Source organism: Salinicola lusitanus (genome assembly GCF_038648475.1).
Lineage (GTDB): Bacteria > Pseudomonadota > Gammaproteobacteria > Pseudomonadales > Halomonadaceae > Salinicola > Salinicola lusitanus.
The window spans coordinates 711,920-731,680 of sequence record NZ_CP151919.1; the positions used below are offsets into that span (position 1 = coordinate 711,920).

The window sequence follows — 19,761 nt, forward strand, 5'->3', positions numbered from 1 at the left end:
ACTATCCCGATGGCGACAATCACGACGCAGGACGGCATCAAGCTCTTCTACAAGGACTGGGGGTCGAAAACGGCCCAGCCCATCGTCTTTCACCATGGCTGGCCATTATCGTCGGACGACTGGGACAGCCAGATGCTGTTCTTTCTGTCCCGAGGCTATCGCGTCATCGCATTCGATCGACGCGGACATGGTCGTTCCGAGCAGCCCGACACGGGGAACGACATGGATACCTATGCGGCAGATGTCGCGACCCTGGCACGCGAACTCGATCTGAAGAAAGCGATTCATGTCGGCCACTCGACGGGGGGCGGGGAGGTCATCCGCTATGTCGCCCGCAGCGAGTCGGGCCGTGTCGCCAAAGCCGTGCTGATAGGTGCCGTGACGCCGATCATGCTGGCGACACCACGACATCCGGAAGGCTTGCCGATGGAGGTGTTCGATGGATTCCGGCAGGCGCTTTCGCACAATCGCGCGCAGTTTTTTCTCGACGTGCCCAGTGGCCCCTTCTACGGCTTCAACCGCGAGGGTGCCGAAATCAGCGAGGGATTGATCAGGAACTGGTGGCGTCAGGGAATGATGGGCAGCGCGAAAGCTCACTTCGACTGCATCGCCGCCTTCTCGGAAACCGACTTCACCGACGATCTGAAGGCGGTGTCCCTGCCGGTGCTGCTGATGCACGGAGAGGATGACCAGGTGGTGCCGGTCGATGCCACGGCTCGCCAGGCGATCGAGCTGTTGCCCAACGGCATACTGAAGACCTACCCCGGCCTGTCGCACGGGATGTTCGCCACGCACCCAGAGCTCATCAACGCCGACCTGATGGGATTCTTCCAGAGCTGAAACCGGGGATGACCAGCCGCCGCTGGCATCTCAGTAAAAATCCGCGCCGGTTTCGAGCCACGAATGCAATGGCCAGCATGGAGCATTGCCGTGAAGACGCGGACTGCTTCGGGGGTGGCATCGTCGTCCCCCCCTTATTGTGGCCAGCCCCGTCCAGGGGCCGCCATATCTTGACCACTTTTCTCTTTCTTGGGTGAACAGCGATGACTCAAATTGTGGGTATAGCGGGAAGCCTGCGGCATGCCTCTTTCAATCTCGGTCTGCTACGAGCGGCAGCGGAAATGATGCCTGATGGCACGAGGCTTGAAGTGAAAAGCATCGCAGGCATCCCGCTTCTCAACACGGATGAGGAAGCCCAATCGGGCACTCCTCCGGCAGTCGACGATCTCAAGCGCGCGATAGCGGCGGCCGACGGCGTGATTCTGGCCACGCCGGAATACAACAACGGCATTCCTGGTGTATTCAAGAATGCCATCGACTGGGCCTCACGACCCGCGACCGACATTCCGCGAGTTTTTGGTGGCAAGCCATTCGCGGTGATTGGAGCCTCACCGGGTGCTTTCGGGACCTTGTTGGCACAGGATGCCTGGCTTCCCGTGCTGCGGATGCTTGGCGTCGACCTCTGGTCCGGCGAGCGATTGGTCGTGTCACGTGCGGGTCAGAATTTTGATGATGATGGCAATCTCGTCGATACCGAGGTAAGAGACCGCCTGCAGGCTTATCTGGCGAAGTTCGTCGTTCACGTTCGGTCCCATACCAGGGAGCGTTGAGTTCCCAGCTAGAGCCGGAAGACTCGGCCGGTGCGGGAATCGACAAGCGAGGATCAGCTCGATGAACGGGATTCTCGACTGGCCCGGGGGCGATGATCGCCGAGTCAAGACACCGCCTGCGACCGATGCAGCCGCCGCGAAGAAACTGTCAGCATGGGCCTGACGATTGAGAGACCGAGCCCCTCCGTCCGGCATCTCTCCGAGGCACGCCGTCGGTAGATGTCGCTCACGGAGTGTCGGGCGCGCCGGCGGTATTCCGGTTCGCCGCCGGTCAACTCGGCAGCGGTATATGCTCCTCGCGGTCGTCCACCGGAAGATCGAAGCGCCCACGACCCCAGTCTTCGGCGCGCCATTCGGCCTTGGCCTCCTCGATGCGCTCGCGAGAAGAGGCGACGAAGTTCCACCAGATGTAGCGAGGACCGCCGAGCGTGGCGCCGCCCAGGATCATCAGCCGTGCACCGCCACCGCCGGCGGCGACGGTAATGCGGTCGCCGGGCCGGAAAACCATCATCTGAGGCGCGGCGTAATCCTGGCCGGCGATCGAGATCGAGCCCTCGACGATATAGATGCCCCGATCCTCGTGGTCGTCCGGTAGCGGCAGCAGGCTTCCCGCTTCGAGCGTCACCTCGGCGTAGAAGGTCTCGGAGAACATCGTGACAGGGGCGGTCTTGCCGTAGGCGCTACCGAGGATCAGCCGAACACGCGTACCGCCATCCTCGATGACCGGCAGCGTCGCCTTGCCGTGGTGCTCGAACGTGGGCGCCATGTCCTCGTGGCTTTCGGGGAGTGCCAGCCAGGTCTGGATTCCGAACAGGCTGTTGGCGGCATTTCGGGCAGCGCTCGTCGTGCGTTCGGAGTGGGTAACGCCGCGTCCGGCGACCATCCAGTTCACTGCGCCAGGCTGAATGATCTGGTCGGCCCCGGTGCTGTCGCGGTGATGGAAATCCCCGCGAAAAAGATAGGTCACCGTGCCGAGACCGATATGCGGGTGTGGGCGGACATCGATGCCCTGGCCGGTCAACAGCTCGGCCGGCCCGGCCTGGTCGAAGAAAATGAACGGCCCGACCATCTGCCGCTTGGGTGCCGGTAGCGCGCGTCGAACTTCGAATCCCCCCAGGTCGCGGGCGCGGGGAATGATCAATGTCTCGATCGCGTCGATGCCAACGTCATTGGGGCAGCCGGGCTCGAATGCGGGATTCCAGCTCATGGGGCTTTTTTCTCCTCGGCAGGTGCGGCGGGAGTGAAGTCGGCCCCGCTGCCATCAAGCGTCAATTTAGCGCTCGGAGCGTTTTGATGACTAGTCCTGGAGACCGTCCGACCGTGTTGCTGAACGGGGAACGCCAAAGACGCTGCGACGCGATGGCGCCTGACGATCGATTTGAAGGCAGAATCTAGCATCGCTTGTTGCGCCGTTCGCGCCAGGCCGACACGCTGGCACTCATCGACGACGCGCGGGCCCTGCGCGATGAACCGGGTACCCGGCTCTTCACCACGGCACGCTCCAACCTCGTCCGGAAACGGCGCGGGTATCGACGACCGGGAGATCACCCCACTGCAGAGGAATCGTAGCCGGATGGCGACGAGCAAACCGCTTCGCCCACTGCCGTCCAAAGATGCGGCTTGTCAGAAGTCAGCGCTGACTATAGGCCAGGCGCGCGGCGAACAGCAGCAGCACCATACCGGTAGTTCTATCCAGCCACTGGATAACATGCGCTTTGCGCAGGAAGCGACCGAGCGGTCGAGTCGCGGCGATGAGCGTCAGGGACCACGCCGAACCAATCAGCACGTGAATGGCCACGAGTCCAAACGTCCAGACGACTAACGGGCTACCTTGGGGAATGAATTGAGGAAGGAATGACGCATAGAAGACACCGACCTTTGGATTCAGCGCGTTTCCCAGAACGCCTTTCAGGAACCAGTTTTCACGCTTGACCGGGTGGACATCGACCAGTCCGATACTGCAGCGAGGCGAAAGCACCATGTTCAGACCCAGCCAGCACAGGTAGGCAGCGCCACAATACTTCAGCACGTTGTAAGCGAGTTCTGAAACGGCAACGATAGCGCCCAGACCAAAGGCGACCGCCGCTCCCCAGAGAAAACAGCCGACATTGATTCCGAGCGCGGCCCTCACTGCCTGCCCGGGACCCTCAATCGAAGCCGTTCTGAACACCAGCGCCGTATCGAGACCGGGAGTCAAGGTGAGCAATGTGGCCGCGAAGATGAAAGCCATTAAGTTTTCCATGGCGGCTCGCGATGTAGCACTCGATAGGTGATCAAAAACCCCAGTTGCAAGCATCTCATGGCAATTAGCCGCTTTTATCTACGTAGCCAATCTACACGCACAAAAAAACCGCCTTGAAGGGCGGTCTCTTGAAAGGCTTAAAAAGCCTTTTGAATCAATCTCTAAGCTCTGGTGCCGACACCAGGAGTCGAACCCGGGACCTACTGATTACAAGTCAGTTGCGGCCTCTAAGTCGGCTGGAATAGCACAGTTGCCACGCGCTACGAAGAATGTCTGTGCCCAAGCGTGCAAGGAGACACGAATCTGCCTTCACTCTATTGCACTACATTGGCGCTTAGAATCATGGCTGTAGGCCCAGCGGATGTCAACTTTCTCATGTACATCCGCTTCCCTCACGCCTGGCAGGGAGCTACAGCCCCCTGCCAAGAGGATCTCATCAGACGGGGGGCCTCGCATTCAGCGCGCGACGCATTGCCTCGACGTCAGGATGGACGTACTCCATCGTGGTTCGAATATCGGTGTGATTGAGGATGTTCTGGGTGAGATGAATGTTCCTTTCGGGGCTATCCATGAGGCTGGTCCCGAGGAAGTGCCGGAAGCGGTGAGGAGACATTTTGTATCCGGCCAGCTCGGACAATGACTGGAAGAAACGCTCTACCTGCCATGTATCCATGGTAGTCCGCTTATGCCTTTGGCTGAAGCGGTTGACGTTGAACAGTTGGTCTCTACGTTTAAACCCAGCACTGTGTGCGGCAACTATCAGCTCGTAGAGGTGAGGATAAAGGCCATCAGGTATTGGCAGGATTGTTTCGGTATGAGTTTTAGAGCCCACAGCAGAAGCTCTAAACACCCGCTTTTTCAAATTTATGTCACCCGCCTCTATGTGGAGGAGCTGATTCAGGCGAATTCCCGTATAAAAAAAGGTTTCCATCAGCCCCTGCCAGAACCAAGCTGGATGGATCTTGGAACACTCGTCGTAGCAAGATTCAAAGCGCCTGCATACGCTCAGCACTTCCCGCGCATACCGTATTTGAATTGGCTGAAGTGATTTTTTTGGCTGCTTCGGCTGTTTTACTGATACTTCCTTAAAGGGGTTGCTGACACTGGCTATCAGCTCGTGCTTGATTCCAAAGCTGTAGAGTGCTTTGAGGTGTCTGGCGTAATTATTCCAGCTGGACTCGGCAATGCCCTCAGGTTTAGCCTGGGTCCGTATAATCGATACCCGCCATGCAATGACCATCTCCCTGGATACCATGCTGGGATAAGCTTGGTATCCAAGGTATCGCCGAAAGAGGCGCACTACCCCAGAATAGGTGCTCACACTCTTGGGGCGCAGATGCTTGTCTGCAGAGTACCGACTTACCAGCTCCATGAATGACACGTCATTCATCCGTTTCGTCCTTCTTCTTTTGGGATTTTAAAAGAGTCAATACCCAATTATCGGGAGGTATCCGTTGACTCAACTCTCGCGGATCCTTGATCAAGTACCCCTTCAGCTGTCGGGTCTTGTTCGGCCCCTCGACGGAAACGTTATGAATATTTTGCCCCTGAGTTCTGATGTGCAACCCCAGCTTCTGAAAGCGTTTTTGAACCGCTTTCCATTGATCTTCCTCGCCCAGCACCTTGATGCTAAAACGTTTGAATATACCGGGGCTGACCAAGAAATAGGTTCCTTCCACTGTATGGATAGGCGCCTTAGTGTCATTGATGACGATAGAGTGATCCGCAACTCCCATCTTCAACCACTGCCAGAACCGCTTACCGAGATCCGAATTATTGTTAACGTCTTGAGTGGTCGACTTTGGTCGAGAATCGTCATTTTTAGCAGATACAGATGCATCTAGCTCGGATGAGTTGGCTGGTTCAGGCGTACCAGCAATCTGAACCTTCTCTGACTCTTGCATATCTTCGGCACTTATCTCTGGGAAAAGCGCCATGACGTCGTCGTCCAGCGTGTCACTGCTTGGGCTGACCTTAGAGAGCGGTTTAGCCGGTGCTTCAGGCTCATTAGAGGTGGTCGACAGCTCTTCAGGCTGCATCTTCGGCTCAGGTGCTCCCTCCCCTTTGATCGTCACCTTGCCCCTGAATGACTCCGGCTTACCCTCTACCCCCCAGATCAAGGTCGAGGGCACCTTGATCATGTTGAAAGACTGCTTCCACTCGCCATCTACGATGTCGCACTTCCAGACCGATTTTCCCTCGCTGACCTCCTCGATCAACCCATGCGCCTGAAGCTCGCCGTAAAGCCTGTTCAGATCTCCCGGAATGCTTTTGATGCCCTGTGCGTATAAATGCGTCTTCAGTTCATTGACCGCTTTCGGCGACACCAGCCACAGAGCCTCTTCTGTCAGCCAGCCAGTTCCTCCTTTCTGATTGAGCTTGAACTGCTCCCTGACCAAATACCGCAGCCCCTCGGCCAACTTTCTCTGAATGGACTCCACGGGCGCTGACAGGGCCTGTATCGGGTCACCGCCCAACGCCTTGGCGACGCTCGCACGATCCGCCTGATGGATCAGCTCTGCGATGATCCCTCCTTGCTCGGTATGCCCGGTGATGGTGTACATGAACAGTGAAAAGAGCTTGGGTTGGGTCATCATCCAGTCAAGAACTTTTGCTCCGAGGACTTGCTCGCCTAGCAATGGGTTAACTGCAGTATGCAGGTGATATTCTCGTCCAGATCGATAGCGAACTCGGTAAGGAGCCGGGATCGCGCCATGCCATAGCCGCCACTCGTTCCCATCCTCAAGATGAATCTCGATGTCAACCAGCGTCTTGGCGACATCGTGCATGAGCGCCCCGTAGATAACGGCGGCACTCCACAACTCACCAGCGGAGCTTTGGTCTTCCGGCTTTGCGCCAGATGGGAGGAGGTGACGCTGCCTCAGTCTCAATCCGTAGCAAGCCATCTCGAGGGCATGATCGAGCATGCCGCCCGGGTAAGCATGGTGATGGGACTCTGACGCTGGAAGGAGCTGCACTAACTCAGCATAACGACGGATCGGTGCGAGCAGATACTCGTCGAATACAAACTGGGTCAACGACGTCATGTCCCAGAGCATCTTTACCATCCGCTGACGACGCGGGGTCTCGAGCAGCGCCCTACCAGAAAGCGGTACCGTGAAACCGTCTGGCAGCTTGGCTTTCTGGCCGGATCGCGAGAATAAGGGTCGTAGCATTGATGATTCCTGTCGTGCTGCGCGAACAATAGATGTGACAGGGAGCAGGTGATGGGGGAAAGCGGAAACGTTAAATGGATTTGAGAATCTTCCACTTCGACGGTCGAGCGATCGTGCCAAATGAATTTGACCTATTTCCAGTATTTGCGCTTAGGTCCTAGGCACTCACTGTCGCCTCCCCTCCTCAGGGTCGACCCAGGCTGACGATGGCGCTACTGGCCTACGCTTTTGCCGCTGGTTGGTTAGTCTCCACCGCTCTGGCAGCCTGTACAGCCGGCGAGTGATGCGATGGTCATCCGCCATGTCTGGGAGCGCGGGCCGAAACGTCTTGCCGCAGGCCCGCACGTATAACGGCGACGTACTACCCAGAGGGTGACCCGTTTGCCATGAATAGGGAGGTCTCGATAGGCGACATCACGCTTTCCAAACCTGACGAACTCACCTTCTACGCCGCATTCCTCGCAAGCAATAAGAGTTTTAGCTTCTACCTAGAAATGATAATCATGCTCACTCTCCTTAATATTCTAAATGTCATACTCGTTAAGTTGCAACACATTGACAGGTAGACTAGTCATAAAACATTCTTAAGTCGTTTCTCCAGAGGCTTTCAGCCTCGTGCAAGAATCTTGGCCGCAATAGGTGAGGTAATCATCTGAATCACTGCAAAAAACGCGGCTGGAATTGCTATTTCTGACGGCAGGCCGGATGCGGCTACGAAAGCGGCAGCAATGCTGAATTCCTTTTTACTCACGGTAAATAGATATGTGATTACCTCTTTGCGATCAGTGGTTAGCAATCGTGCAGCCATTCCTACCAAGTAGCCAATCAGGTTTAGACATAAGGCTGCTCCAGCAATTACAAAAGCGTACCAACCATAACCAATGATTGTTTCTGCGTTCGGACCTACCACAGCGAGAAGTATCAGGAGATATACAATTGATCCAAGCCCCGCATAAGTTGAATCATGCCTTGCAAAAAATTTCGGAAATCCTGTACGAAAGCTCACACCCAAGACGGTAGGAATGAGCACAATCAACACCAATTCGAGGACAATCGAGCCGAGAGGAACCTCCAGTTGTATACCTGTCAGCGATAAAAACAAGAAAGGAACTATGAACGGAGATAACGCCGTGTTGGCTGCATTAAAAACGGCGGCCAATGCAACATTGCCCCGCGCCATCAGCACTAGGAGGGGAGAGGAAACATCCGTTGGCAGAGTACCAAGTAAGGTTTGACCTGCGGCCAGTGGACCGCTCCCAAAGAAAAGACGGCCCGTCAGCAAACCAGCAATCGACATAGGCCCGTAGACCAAGCCCAGTGCCAAAAATTGTCTTGACGGTTTACGAAGCACTAATCGCACATCATGCGCGTCGAAGGTTAGGCTGATAATAAGCATCAGCAACGCAAGTAATGGTCCGATGGAGGGTTCAAAAAACTTCCCAGTTTCTGGAATTATTAATCCTAGCCCAGCTACAAGAATGACAAACCATACAAGGTTGGATTCGACGAAAGAGATTAATCGGCTCATGTTTCCAAATTCGAAATATCGGTTGACGTGGGGCGCCCTTCACACTTAGCAAATAATTCAATGGCTTTGTCGCAGTAGGCACAGTGCCCTTGACAGCAGTCGTGCATCAGAAACGCAACGAGGTCAGACAGCGCCGGGAAAATAGCGCTGTAAATGATCAAGCGCCCCTTTCGCCGCTTATTGACGAGACCAGCATGCTCAAGCTGGCTGAGGTGGAAAGAGAGCCGAGACGATGACACACCACCCAGCGAGGCTCCTATCTCACCAGCGGGTAATCCACTGGCCCCTGCGACTACCAACAGCCTGATGATGCGGAGTCTCGTCTCTTGGGAAAGTGCTGCAAAAGCATTAACTGCGTGAGCTTCTTTCATTTCAATATCTCAATACATATTGAGATTATGGAATGTACCTGCTGGAAGAATGCTGGGTCAAGTGGGCTCCCATCTGTTAGCTCTATGCTATTTCTCTACTCAAGTGGGAAATTGCTAGGCAAGTGAGGTTGATCCTCCATATCGCCGTGTCATCAATCAAGTAATCCGCTGTGGCAAGCGTTTGGCTTCGATCTTATGGGTCGAGCCAATCAACCAAAAAATCCGATTACCCTAAACTACGTATACAGACTCGATGTCCGTCGTTGGTGCACGTTACCGTCGAGACGCAGCGCTATGTCACTGATTCAGAGAAATCAATGCTGGGGCAAGGTTAGCCAGCTAAGCGCGACAGAGACGTGGTAATCGGTCTTGGTACGGGCGAGAATTAATTTTGCATGCAACTCGGTCTCGCCCCGTCTTCCCTCAATTATGGAGGCATTATTTTCAGTGCCTCAAGCCGCCACAGTCTTTCATAGGGACACTCAGTAGTCTGGGCAAAATATAAACAATGAAATCGAATAAGATGGGGATTCGGACCTTCTGTAATATCTACGGACCAAGCATTCCGAACACCTAAAATTACGGAGCGATAGTTCCTGTCAAATACAAGTCTGTCTGACCTACCAAAACGTGGCTACAAAAACAGTGGCCTCATTAAAAATAATATCTATTTAATATAGAGTCATCCTAGATAGCCTAGTACAGGAAACGCTGCCAGGAGCCAGTAGGACAATGCGGTCAGCTGACCGGTAACCATTAGCACGCCCATACCTACCATTATGAGACCAGCTACGATATGCATGGGTCGCCCCCAGCGGCGCAAGAGTTTCTGATGCTGAAGGAATCGGTCGAGCGAGATGGCCGTGAGAAGAAATGGAATGCCAAGGCCCAGCGAATAGACCGCAAGTAATGCCAGGCCACTAGAGACATTGGCTGTCGAGGCACTAACAGTCAGAATGGCGCCCAGGATCGGGCCGATACAGGGCGTCCAACCAAAAGCGAACGCGACGCCTAACAAATAAGCCGCGCTGGGCCCGTCACCTTCATCCTTTAACTTTCCTATGAAACGCCACTCCCGTTGCAGCCACGGCATCGTGAATATGCCTGTCATGAAAATCCCAAACAGAATAACGATGACGCCACCTATCAGGTTCGCTTCCTGACGGTAGATCAGCAGGAAACGGCCGATGGCTGTGGCGCTGGCTCCAAGAATCAGAAATATCGTGGAGAACCCGAGCACGAACCAGAGTGATTGGGTGATCACCCTGAGTCGTTCGCGACGGCTCGCCTGCTGAATCTGACCCAGCGAGCGACCAGCTACAAAGGAGAGATAGCCGGGCACCAGCGGTAGAACACAGGGAGAGACGAAAGAGATGAGGCCCGCTAGAAACGCCGTTAGCAGGCCGATGTTGGCGATTTCGAGCATGTTTCAGGTGCGCGCTAAAACGTTCTCTCGGTGGTAGAGGGGGGTATGTCAGCGTGGGCCTGCTGTGTCATCGTCTCACTTTGGCTGGCAGACTCGTCTTTCTTGCCCTTCTTGCAGTGCATCAAACACATCGCTCCACACATGAGCAGACATGGCAAGAGTGCCACCAGTATCGGTGCAATGCCGAGTATGACCAGTTGATCCCAGCCCATGGCGAGGCTACCTGTAACGATTACGGCACCCAAGATCCATAAGCGGCGCGGGCCTGACATCAGGCTTTTGAATCCGGACGGTTCTTGACCTCGATTAGATTTGTTGTCACCACAGCAGCTCATAGAGATACCTCTGTCGAATGTCCAATAGTTTCTTCAAGAAACGCGGTCATTTCCGGGGTGTCCCATTCTGTCGCACCCACGAGGCGCCCGATCTCGTCTCCACGGGAATCGATCAGTAACGTCGTTGGAACTCCCAGAGCACCAAGCTTGGTTCCGGCCATGCCAGTGGTATCAATATACTGGCGGAGGTGTTCTATACCCACATCCGTATAAAAATCCTGCACGGCCTCGACTCCCCTGCGATCGATCGATAGCGCGACGACCTCGAACGCTTTCCCGCCCAGCGAGGCCTGTAGCGCATCCAGGGCGGGCATTTCCTCACGGCAGGGACCGCACCATGTCGCCCAGATATTCAGCAGTACCGTCTGGCCCTGGAAATCGGCAAGAGTCAGTGGCTCTCCCTTGCCATCCTCGAAAGCTAGCTCCGGCAGATCGCGGGGACTTTCCCAGAGCATGACCCCCTGCGGACCGATGCCTTCCGGCGGACTGGCAGGAGCGACTGATGCCGAGACCATCAGACATGCAAACGCCACGACCCGTTTGAGAGTGACCAGTGTCATAACTGTCCAATACTGGCATTAGTAAGTAGCGTAAACTTCAGGCGAATCGGTTGGCTGAAGGGTTAAGGTATAGACTTCGATAGGCTCTTGCTTTTCTCCGCCCATACCTGGCGATCCTAGTGGCATACCGGGTACGCTCAAACCTTTTATAGAGGGCTTGTCTTCCAACACCTGCTTGATGCTTTCGGCATCAACATGGCCTTCGAAGATATAGTCACCGATCAGCGTAGAGTGACACCCATAAAGCTTTTTGGGAACGTCATGTTCTGCCTTGATTTCCGCTAAGTCATTAGTATCAATGACCTCTACATCAAACCCATTGGCTTCCAAATATTTAGCATGTTCTGAGCAACACCCGCAATTAGGGTTCTTATAAAGCGTTGCTGTAGTTTCGGCAGCAAAACCTGAAAGCGGGAAAGCAAGCAATGCAGTGAAAATTAGTTTCTTGAAGTATTTCATCGTTCCCTCTCTGGTGTCATATAGCTACTCAGCTAGACTTCGGTATCAATTAGCCAAGCTCGCAAAATAAGCGTGTGATTTTCAGCGGCTGTTTATCAAGCGCCTTCAACCTGCTTTTTTTGCATCATTTCCATCATGGCATTGCATTTTTCCATCATGGAACTCATCTGAGCGCCCATATTTTCATGCATGCCGCCGCCTTCATCCATCATGTTTCCTGGCATGTCCTTGGTCTGCAACTTTTCGTTTCGCGCATTTTCCTGCGCGAAGAGAGAACCGGCACCAAAGGTACCCACAGTGATAATGGTAGCGGTGAGCATTATATTGCTGAACTTTCGCATGGTATTTTCCTCATGTCGGATCAGAAACTGAATTTATCTATTTGCTATCGCTTGGCACTGCAGCGTACCTAGAGCTGTTAGAGCCTAGCTCAGCGCGATACTCGTTTACATCGCCAATTAAAGCATCTTAGGATCTGGACCTTACCCATAGGTCAAGAAACGAATAATCCGTCCAGCACCCATGCTCAGCAGCATATGCATGACCATATCCTTCAAGGTAACTTTAAGGTCAAGCGTTTTCTTTTCTACCCTGTGCAATTTCTTCTTGGCTTTGGGCCCGCCTACGAGATCCACGGACTGCCTGTCTGCTCCAACCTGTTATCATTTAGCTCTATCTACATGCTGAGGCAGCCAGTAACCGGCACTAGCCAGTATCGATCGATAGAGCCCTGTTCCGAGGCAACGGCCCGAATGCTGAACTCTGCAAACAATGGAATGACATGGGACTTTATAACCGCTATGTATTGCCGCATCTCATGCATCTAGCAATGCGTACGCATTTGCTCGAAGCATACCGCCAGCGCTTGGCATCACAGGCTCAGGGAGTCGTGCTAGAACTTGGCTTTGGGTCAGGGCTCAACTTGCCTTTCTACGACGTTGAAAAGGTCCGGCAGTTCTATGCACTAGAGCCCGAGGAAGGCATGCTCGAATTGGCTCGGGCACCTATTACCAAAGCGGCGTTTCCGGTAGAAGTGCTGCAGGCCGGGGCCGAGCGGATTCCGCTTCCGGATCAGAGCATCGATACCGTACTCTGTACTTGGACACTCTGCACTATTCCTAATATTGAGCAGGCGCTCCTCGAAGCGCGCCGGGTCCTCAAGCCTGGAGGACAGTTTCTGTTCACGGAACACGGCCTTTCACCGGAATCTCGGGTGGCTCGCTGGCAGCACCGCATGACACCGCTCTGGACGCGCTGTGCTGGAGGCTGTCACCTGAACCGCGAAGCAGACATCTTGTTGCAGATAGCGGGGTTCGAGGTCGTCAGCGTAGTCAAAGGTTACCTCGGTCCACTAAAGCTCATGACATTTATGTCCGAGGGGCGAGCCAAGTTACCTGAGTCAACAGTGGCAGGAGCCGAGTCGAAGAATGCCTCCAGCTCTATTTGAGCTGGAGGGTAACAGAGCCCTTCGTCAGAACAACCCTGAAACGTCACTGAAATGGCCACCGAGCCAATATCCTCGCTTTCCGAAACGATGGGAGCGCTGAGCACGATCTGGTCATAAAAGACGTATAGCTTGCCCAACTGGGGATGAATGACAAGCTCGCCCGGGGGTATCTCCAGCTCTCCGAAGCTGGCTGACGGGTCAAGGCTTTCCAGTGCAAACTGGTGTCGATGCAGATAATAGCCGGGGGCATTCTTGAACCTAACGAATATCCTACTATCGCTTCGCCATGCGCTAGCCTGAAAGGCTTGATTGACCGGCAAGAACTTGCCTAGGACGGGATCATTGAAGAGCCCGTGTTTACCGTTATCCGCGAACAATTCCTCGCTGGCCGCTGATTGTCCCACGATGAGGAACAGAAGCATGAGAAGAAGAGAGGCGGCTCTCATGAGGCGGCCATAGTTTTTGCAATATCCACCGACTGGCGTCTCGCCCAGACGATCAACGCAAGGCCCCCCAAGACCATCGGCAAGCTCAACAATTGGCCCATGGTTAGCCAATCGAAGGCAATGAAACCCAACTGAGGGTCGGGCCGGCGCATGAACTCCACGGCAAAGCGAAAAACACCGTAAAGCAGCAGGAATAGGCCGGATGTCATGCCTCGCTGACGGGGACGGCTCGAGAACCACCACAGCACAACGAACATCACGATGCCTTCCAAGGCGAACTCATACAACGAAGAAGGGTGACGTGGCTCCGGCCCCAGCCCCATCATGGGCGGCCACACCATTGCCCAAGGGACCTCGCTTATGCGCCCCGGCAATTCATGATTGATGAAATTACCAAGCCGCCCGGCACCCAGACCAATCGGCACCAGTGGTGCGATGAAATCGGTCAACTGGAAAAAGGCCAGGCGATGCTTGCGGGCAAACAACCAAGCCGCAACCAGCACGCCGGTCAAACCGCCATGGAAGCTCATACCTCCTTCCCAAACCTTGAAGAGCCATAAGGGATTGGCCAGTAATTTATCGAACCCGTAGAACAGCACATAACCAATGCGACCACCCAATATGATGCCCAAGGCCCCATAGAAGATCAGATCGCCGATGTCGTCACGGCTCATGCCCAGTTGATGGGCGCGGCGACGCCCAAGCCACCAGGCAGCGGCGAGACCGACCACGTACATAAGGCCATACCAATGGATCTGCAAAGGGCCTATGGCGATGGCAATGGGATCGATTTTAGGGTACTGAAGCATGGTTTTTCCTTATATTCCGGCGGTCAATTCGGTTGCCGGATTTAACGCTCAACAAGCCTTGTTTACTCAACAAGATGTGTTAACGCCTAGCCGGAATCGTCGACGTCATCCAGCAAGTGGCGTCGGTAAAAGGGGCGACTTACTCTGGGAGCATGAGCGACTCGGGGCTCGTCGGCGGGTGTCTAAGATGGCTCGCCGCTGACGGGCTGAAAACGACGCAGTCTTAAAGAATTCGTCAGAACGAAGATACTGGATAGGCTCATGGCCGCAGCCGCCAATATTGGGTTGAGCAGGAAGCCGGTGAATGGATACAGCGCCCCTGCCGCTACCGGAATCAACGCCACGTTATAGCCATAAGCCCAGGCGAAGTTGGACAGAATCGTCTTGCGGGTGCGTTTGGAGAGTGCCGTGGCATTGACGATGCCTCTCAGATCGCCACGCATGAGCACGACGTCACCGGCCTCGATCGCGATGTCGGTACCCGTGCCAATAGCAATGCCCACATCGGCTTGCGCCAATGCCGGTGCATCATTGATGCCGTCGCCGACGAATGCAGTATTGCGGCCTTCAGTTTGTAGTCGCTTGACCTCGTTTGCCTTTTGATCCGGCAACACTTCGGCGAGCACCTGCTGAATCCCCACCTGTCTAGCGATGGCCTCGGCCGTGGCGCGGTTATCACCGGTCAGCATGGCCACATCCAGGCCCTGCGCCCTGAGTGACGCAATAGCCTCAACCGAGCCCTCCTTGAGCGGATCGGCAACAGCGATTACCGCCGCAAGCCTGCCATCGACTGCCGCATACAGCGGGCTCTTGGCCTCTCTGGCAAGCGCAGTGGCACGCTCTTCCGCCTTGCCTAGGTCGATGCCGAGCCGACTCATATAGCGGTCAGCCCCCACATTGAGCTTATGGCCGTCGACCTCGGCTTCTATGCCAAAACCAGGCTCGGCCTGGAAGCGGCTGATGGATGGCAGATCTAGGCCTAAGTCTTTTGCACCACGTACAATCGCTTCGGCAATCGGGTGTTCACTTTGCGCTTCGACCGCGGCGACCCAGCGAAGCACTTCGTTCTCCTGCCCTTCGAGCACTACGAAGTCCGTCAGCTCGGGGCGTCCCATCGTCAGCGTGCCAGTCTTGTCCAGCACGATCGTGTCCACCCTAGCCAGGGTCTCGAGTGCTGCCCCTTTACGAAACAGCACACCCATCTCGGCCCCTTTACCGGTCCCCACCATGATTGCAGTGGGCGTCGCCAGGCCCATCGCACAGGGGCAGGCAATCAACAGCACACTGACGGTGGTGACAAAGGCGAAAGCCAGCGCCGGGGCTGGCCCGAAACCGAGCCACACAGTAAACGTGATTGCCGCAATCAGGAGCACGATCGGTACGAAGATTCCGGCAATCTTGTCGGCCAGCTTCTGGATCGGCGGTTTTTCCGCCTGGGCAGATTCCACCATCTTAACGATCTGCGACAGTACCGTGTCGGCACCTACTCGGGTGGCGCGGAACGTCAGAGCACCGTTCTTGTTGATCGTTCCGCCAACGACCTCATTATCCATCTGCTTGGCAACCGGCACCGGCTCCCCGCTGATCATCGACTCGTCGACGTAGGAGTGACCTTCCTCGACAATGCCATCGACGGGGATGCGCTCTCCCGGACGAGCCAGGATACGATCACCCGGCACGACGGCCTCGATCGGCACTTCAACCGTGTCGCCGTTGCGGATGACGCGGGCCGTTTTTGCCTGTAGCTGCAAAAGCTTCTTGATCGCCTCGGAGGTGCGGCCCTTGGCGACATGCTCGAAGTGACGGCCCAGCAGGATGAGCGTCACGATGACCGCCGCGGCCTCAAAGTAGCTTCCGGCGGTCCCCGCAGGGAAGAAGCCGGGAATCAAGAGCGCAGCCATAGAGTAGAAATAGGCGGCGCTTGAGCCAATCATGACCAAGCTATTCATCCCCGGGTTCGCATGTCGCAGTTCAGCGAAGCCCGCTCGGTAGAAACGTGCCCCGGCATAGAACTGGACTGGGGTAGTCAGCAACCACTCGATGCCCATCCAACCTCGGTGCGGCATGATGCTGGTGAATATCGCTTCCAGCGCAGGGATCATCTTGCCCATGGCAATAAACACGACCGGAATCGTGAATGCTGCCGCAATCAGCACCTTGTTGCGAAGCTGGACGCCCTCCTGGTCCTCGCGCTCGGTCTGTGTACTCTCCCCTTGGTCCTGCGGCTCATATCCCGCATCACGAATGGCATGGTGGATGCGTGGCAACGTTACCGCCGCGGGCAGGAACCGCACAAAAGCCTTTTGCGTGGTGAGATTCACGCTGGCCTGGACAATGCCTGGCAGCTTCTCAATGGTACGTTCAACCCGTGAGACACAAGAACCGCAGGTCATGCCGATAATAGGAATCTCAGCGGTTTCAACGACAGGCTGGTAGCCAGCCTCTTCAACGGCATGGACTGCCTGGCTGGGATTGGCATGCGCTTCGAAAGTAACCGTGGCCTTTTCAGTCGCCAGGTTCACTTGCACATCCGTGACACCGGACTGCTTCTTGAGGGCGCGCTCCACGCGCCCGACGCAGGAAGCACAGGACATGCCCCGAATACTGATATCGACACGCTCGGTCATTTAGAACTCCTGGCGGCATCACTCGCGTTAACAAGGTTCGAATGGCTGGCGATTGTTTCGCCAGGCCAGAAGGCGGGAATAAAGGGGATTTACTTGCCGTCGGTGATCGCTTCGACAATGGGGCACCCTTCCTTCATGGGGCCCTCTCCGGAACACTCCGAGAGGGTTTTCGAAAGCACCGACTCGATTTTCGAAAGATGCCTGATCTGCTCTCGAACTTTGATCAGCTTCTCTTCGGCAATCCGCTTGGCTTGTGCCCGGTCGCCGTTGGCATCCTGCAGGATCAGCAGTTCACGAATTTCATCGAGTGTGAACCCCCATTGCTTGGCCTGAAGAATGAACTGCAGCCTGGCCACATGCTCCTCGGGATAGCGGCGGTAGTTGGATTCCGTTCGCTGGGGCTTCGGCATGAGCCTCTCTTGCTCGTAGTATCGGATCGCCTGGGTGGCAATGCCGCAGCGCTCGGCCAGTTGTCCGATACTGTAGGTTTTCATCAAGAGTTCCTCAGCGACACTTCAGGTAGCCCGGTGCAACCGGACCACCTGATCGTTCTGTTGGTTACTTGGGCTGGCGGACCACACGCAGGTACGGTGTCTGCTCATCCCAGCCTTCAGGAAAGCGCTCCTTGGCTTCCTCGTCCGACACGGAGGGGACGATGATGACGTCTTCGCCGTTCTGCCAGTCCACCGGGGTTGCCACCTTGTGCTTGCCGGTCAGTTGCAGCGAATCGATGACCCGCAGGATTTCATCGACATTGCGACCCGTGCTGGGTGGGTAGGTCAGGGTCAGACGAATCTTCTTGTCAGGGTCTATGATAAAAACGGTGCGTACCGTCAGCTTGGGATCGGCCTTGGGATGAATCATCCCGTAAAGCTCTGCCACCAACCGATTCTCGTCAGCCAGTAGCGGATAGTTGAGAGACGCGCCTTGGGTGGTCTCGATATCCTTCGCCCAGCCGGCATGAGAAGCCAGCGGATCGACGGAAACACCGATCAGCTTGGCGCCGCGCTTGTCGAACTCATCTTTGCGCTTGGCAAATGCGCCAAGCTCTGTCGTGCAGACAGGGGTATAATCGGCCGGGTGAGAAAACAGCACGGCCCAACTGTCACCAAGCCACTCATGGAAGCTGACAGTGCCTTCCGTTGATTCCACCGTAAAATCGGGTGCTATTTCTCCAAGCTGCAAAGTCATGGGGCTATCCTTACGTTGGGGTTGGGTGATGCATGGTTTACGATAGCCCTAAAGTGAACTTTAAGGTCAACCCCAATGATGAAAAGCTTGTTATTACAGTAGTCGCCCAACGCACTTTGTAGTGGTCAACTAATTCCGGACAGTGAATTGAGTGTTGCTTCCGCTCGTGCGGGCGACATGCCGCCGTTGTACTGATGGGGTCGCTGTCGGTTGTAGCGCTCCATCAGATAGAAGCTGATATCTCGTAAAGCCTCTTGTGCTGACAGATAGCCGATCGCGGGCATCCACTCGCTCTTGTAGCTGCGGAACAGCCGCTCCATCGGTGCGTTATCCCAGCAGTTTCCACGACGGCTCATGCTCTGTTGTATCCGGTAGCGCCACAGTCGCTGACGGAAGACTCGGCTCGCATATTGACCGCCCTGATCTGAATGGAACAGCAGCCCCGGCGGCCTGCCTCGCTGCTCGAAGGCCCTGTCCAGCGCATTGATGACCAGGGCCGCGTCGGGGCGATTAGATAATGCCCATCCGACGACGCGTCGTGCATACAGATCCAGCACGACGGCCAGATAGTGCCAACGGTTCTGTACCCACACGTAGGTGATATCGCCACACCACACCTGATTGGGCGCGGTGACAGTAAACTGACGGTTCAGGCGGTTGGGAATATCGGGTCGCTCGACCGTCGCCCGTCGGTAGGCCGGTGGTCGCGGCTGTTGGCATATCAGATCCATCTCCTGCATCAGACGTCGGACCTTGAATCGTCCCACGTCGGCCCCGGATTCCCGCATCTGCATCATGATCGTTCGGCTACCCGCGGAACGCCGGCTCTGGTTGAACAGCTCTCTAACGGTTGCGCGCAACGTCAACCGCTCGATATCGACGCGAGATCGGCGAAGGCGATGTTCGTAATAGCTCGAACGTGCAATGCCAAAGGCGCTACAGACCATATTCACAGGCGCCTGCTCACTCAACTGGTCTATCAGCGCGTACGATCGAGATCGTCCGACATCAAGAGAGCGGTAGCCTTTTTTAGTATCGCTTTCTCCCGCTCCAGCCGGTTGATGCGGCTCTCGAGTTCCTGGATTCGCTGCTGCTCGGGCCTCAGCGCTTTTGACTTTGGCGTGACACCACCGCGCTCTGCCCGGAGCTGATCTATCCAGCGTCTCAGAGGCGTTTCGCCGACATCGACGGCGCGAGCGGCTTGAGCCACGGAGTAGCCCTGGTCAAGTACGAGCCCAGCGGCTTCCCGCTTGAACTCGGTGGAGAATGAACGACGTTTTCTGGCCATGGATCACCTCTACTTTGGTGGCGACGATACCACCTAAATGGGTGTCCGGTTTTAGTGAACCACTACACTTGACCTCCAGGCAAGGCAAAGGTTTTAAGCTAGCACTTTACCGATCTATCAGCGGCCTTAATCGACCGATGCCATTCCTCCCTTCACTATCTCAGGTGCCCCAGCTTAATCGGCCTGTTTCCCCTCCCTGGGATAAGCGGCCTTTCATCGCTGTCTCGGTCTGGTTGACCTCAACGG

The 19,761-nt window shown here is 55.6% G+C and carries 19 protein-coding genes and 1 pseudogene; 3 read left to right on the forward strand and 17 right to left on the reverse strand.

What is annotated here, in order from left to right; all coding sequences use genetic code 11:
- The first annotated feature begins 9 nt into the window (after nt 1-9).
- Both AAGT95_RS03255 and AAGT95_RS03260 read left to right on the forward strand, forming a co-directional pair.
- Nucleotides 10-840, forward strand: coding sequence for an alpha/beta fold hydrolase (locus AAGT95_RS03255; RefSeq protein WP_110598135.1), 831 nt, complete (start codon nt 10-12; stop codon nt 838-840).
- A gap of 203 nt (nt 841-1,043) precedes the next feature.
- Nucleotides 1,044-1,610 (forward strand): NADPH-dependent FMN reductase, encoded by a 567-nt coding sequence (locus tag AAGT95_RS03260; RefSeq protein ID WP_110598136.1) that lies wholly within the window; start codon nt 1,044-1,046, stop codon nt 1,608-1,610.
- 271 nt (nt 1,611-1,881) lie between these two features.
- On the opposite strand, the gene AAGT95_RS03265 is transcribed toward AAGT95_RS03260, so the two are convergent.
- The 11 genes and pseudogenes from AAGT95_RS03265 to AAGT95_RS03315 all read right to left on the reverse strand — a co-directional run bounded on the left by AAGT95_RS03265 (nt 1,882) and on the right by AAGT95_RS03315 (nt 12,048).
- A complete protein-coding gene (locus AAGT95_RS03265; RefSeq protein WP_342595534.1) occupies nt 1,882-2,817 on the reverse strand; it encodes a pirin family protein in 936 nt (311 codons plus the stop codon).
- Nucleotides 2,818-3,240: 423 nt separating this feature from the next.
- Complete coding sequence (locus AAGT95_RS03270) at nt 3,241-3,840, reverse strand: LysE family translocator (RefSeq protein WP_342595535.1); 600 nt, start codon at nt 3,838-3,840, stop codon at nt 3,241-3,243.
- Between the two features lie 448 nt (nt 3,841-4,288).
- Nucleotides 4,289-5,242 carry a site-specific integrase gene (locus tag AAGT95_RS03275; RefSeq protein ID WP_342595536.1) on the reverse strand — a complete coding sequence of 318 codons (954 nt, stop codon included), beginning with the start codon at nt 5,240-5,242 and terminating at the stop codon, nt 4,289-4,291.
- Nucleotides 5,235-7,028, reverse strand: coding sequence for a MobH family relaxase (mobH, locus tag AAGT95_RS03280; protein ID WP_342595537.1), 1,794 nt, complete (start codon nt 7,026-7,028; stop codon nt 5,235-5,237). The genes AAGT95_RS03275 and mobH overlap by 8 nt, the downstream gene beginning before the upstream one ends.
- Nucleotides 7,029-7,280: 252 nt before the next feature.
- Nucleotides 7,281-7,549: pseudogene (locus tag AAGT95_RS03285) on the reverse strand (transposase family protein); the annotation flags it as partial.
- Nucleotides 7,550-7,635: 86 nt separating this feature from the next.
- A complete protein-coding gene (locus AAGT95_RS03290) occupies nt 7,636-8,556 on the reverse strand; it encodes a bile acid:sodium symporter family protein (RefSeq protein WP_342595538.1) in 921 nt (306 codons plus the stop codon).
- Complete coding sequence (locus AAGT95_RS03295; protein ID WP_342595539.1) at nt 8,553-8,927, reverse strand: metalloregulator ArsR/SmtB family transcription factor; 375 nt, start codon at nt 8,925-8,927, stop codon at nt 8,553-8,555. The genes AAGT95_RS03290 and AAGT95_RS03295 overlap by 4 nt, the downstream gene beginning before the upstream one ends.
- A 682-nt stretch (nt 8,928-9,609) precedes the next feature.
- Nucleotides 9,610-10,353 carry a cytochrome c biogenesis CcdA family protein gene (locus tag AAGT95_RS03300; protein WP_342595540.1) on the reverse strand — a complete coding sequence of 248 codons (744 nt, stop codon included), beginning with the start codon at nt 10,351-10,353 and terminating at the stop codon, nt 9,610-9,612.
- Nucleotides 10,354-10,684: 331 nt separating this feature from the next.
- Nucleotides 10,685-11,248 (reverse strand): TlpA disulfide reductase family protein, encoded by a 564-nt coding sequence (locus AAGT95_RS03305; protein WP_342595541.1) that lies wholly within the window; start codon nt 11,246-11,248, stop codon nt 10,685-10,687.
- 18 nt (nt 11,249-11,266) lie between these two features.
- Nucleotides 11,267-11,707: a DUF411 domain-containing protein gene (locus AAGT95_RS03310; protein WP_342595542.1), complete on the reverse strand. Its 441-nt coding sequence runs from the start codon at nt 11,705-11,707 to the stop codon at nt 11,267-11,269.
- A 95-nt stretch (nt 11,708-11,802) separates the two neighbouring features.
- Nucleotides 11,803-12,048, reverse strand: a complete 246-nt coding sequence (locus AAGT95_RS03315) for a hypothetical protein (RefSeq protein WP_342595543.1) — start codon at nt 12,046-12,048, stop codon at nt 11,803-11,805.
- Between the two features lie 440 nt (nt 12,049-12,488).
- On the opposite strand from AAGT95_RS03315, the gene AAGT95_RS03320 reads away from it, so the two are divergent.
- Nucleotides 12,489-13,154, forward strand: coding sequence for a class I SAM-dependent methyltransferase (locus tag AAGT95_RS03320; protein WP_342595544.1), 666 nt, complete (start codon nt 12,489-12,491; stop codon nt 13,152-13,154).
- Here AAGT95_RS03320 and AAGT95_RS21620 read toward each other — a convergent pair.
- The 6 genes from AAGT95_RS21620 to AAGT95_RS03345 all read right to left on the reverse strand — a co-directional run bounded on the left by AAGT95_RS21620 (nt 13,046) and on the right by AAGT95_RS03345 (nt 19,515).
- Entirely contained in the window at nt 13,046-13,600 is a 555-nt protein-coding gene (locus tag AAGT95_RS21620; protein WP_425356044.1) for a protein-disulfide reductase DsbD domain-containing protein, read from the reverse strand. The genes AAGT95_RS03320 and AAGT95_RS21620 overlap by 109 nt on opposite strands.
- Nucleotides 13,597-14,409, reverse strand: a complete 813-nt coding sequence (gene lgt / locus AAGT95_RS03325; RefSeq protein WP_342595545.1) for a prolipoprotein diacylglyceryl transferase — start codon at nt 14,407-14,409, stop codon at nt 13,597-13,599. Before lgt ends, AAGT95_RS21620 begins: the two co-directional genes overlap by 4 nt.
- A gap of 182 nt (nt 14,410-14,591) precedes the next feature.
- On the reverse strand, nt 14,592-17,036 hold the full coding sequence (locus AAGT95_RS03330; RefSeq protein WP_342595546.1) for a heavy metal translocating P-type ATPase: 2,445 nt from the start codon (nt 17,034-17,036) through the stop codon (nt 14,592-14,594).
- Nucleotides 17,037-17,125: 89 nt separating this feature from the next.
- Nucleotides 17,126-17,530 carry a heavy metal-responsive transcriptional regulator gene (locus tag AAGT95_RS03335; RefSeq protein ID WP_071231946.1) on the reverse strand — a complete coding sequence of 135 codons (405 nt, stop codon included), beginning with the start codon at nt 17,528-17,530 and terminating at the stop codon, nt 17,126-17,128.
- 64 nt (nt 17,531-17,594) lie between these two features.
- Nucleotides 17,595-18,227 carry a peroxiredoxin gene (locus tag AAGT95_RS03340; protein WP_071231947.1) on the reverse strand — a complete coding sequence of 211 codons (633 nt, stop codon included), beginning with the start codon at nt 18,225-18,227 and terminating at the stop codon, nt 17,595-17,597.
- A 125-nt stretch (nt 18,228-18,352) separates the two neighbouring features.
- Nucleotides 18,353-19,515 (reverse strand): IS3 family transposase gene (locus AAGT95_RS03345; protein WP_342595547.1). Its coding sequence is split into 2 segments (ribosomal slippage): nt 18,353-19,260 and nt 19,260-19,515, totalling 1,164 coding nucleotides; the frame shifts between segments, so codons are not numbered across the junction.
- Nucleotides 19,516-19,761: the final 246 nt, after the last annotated feature.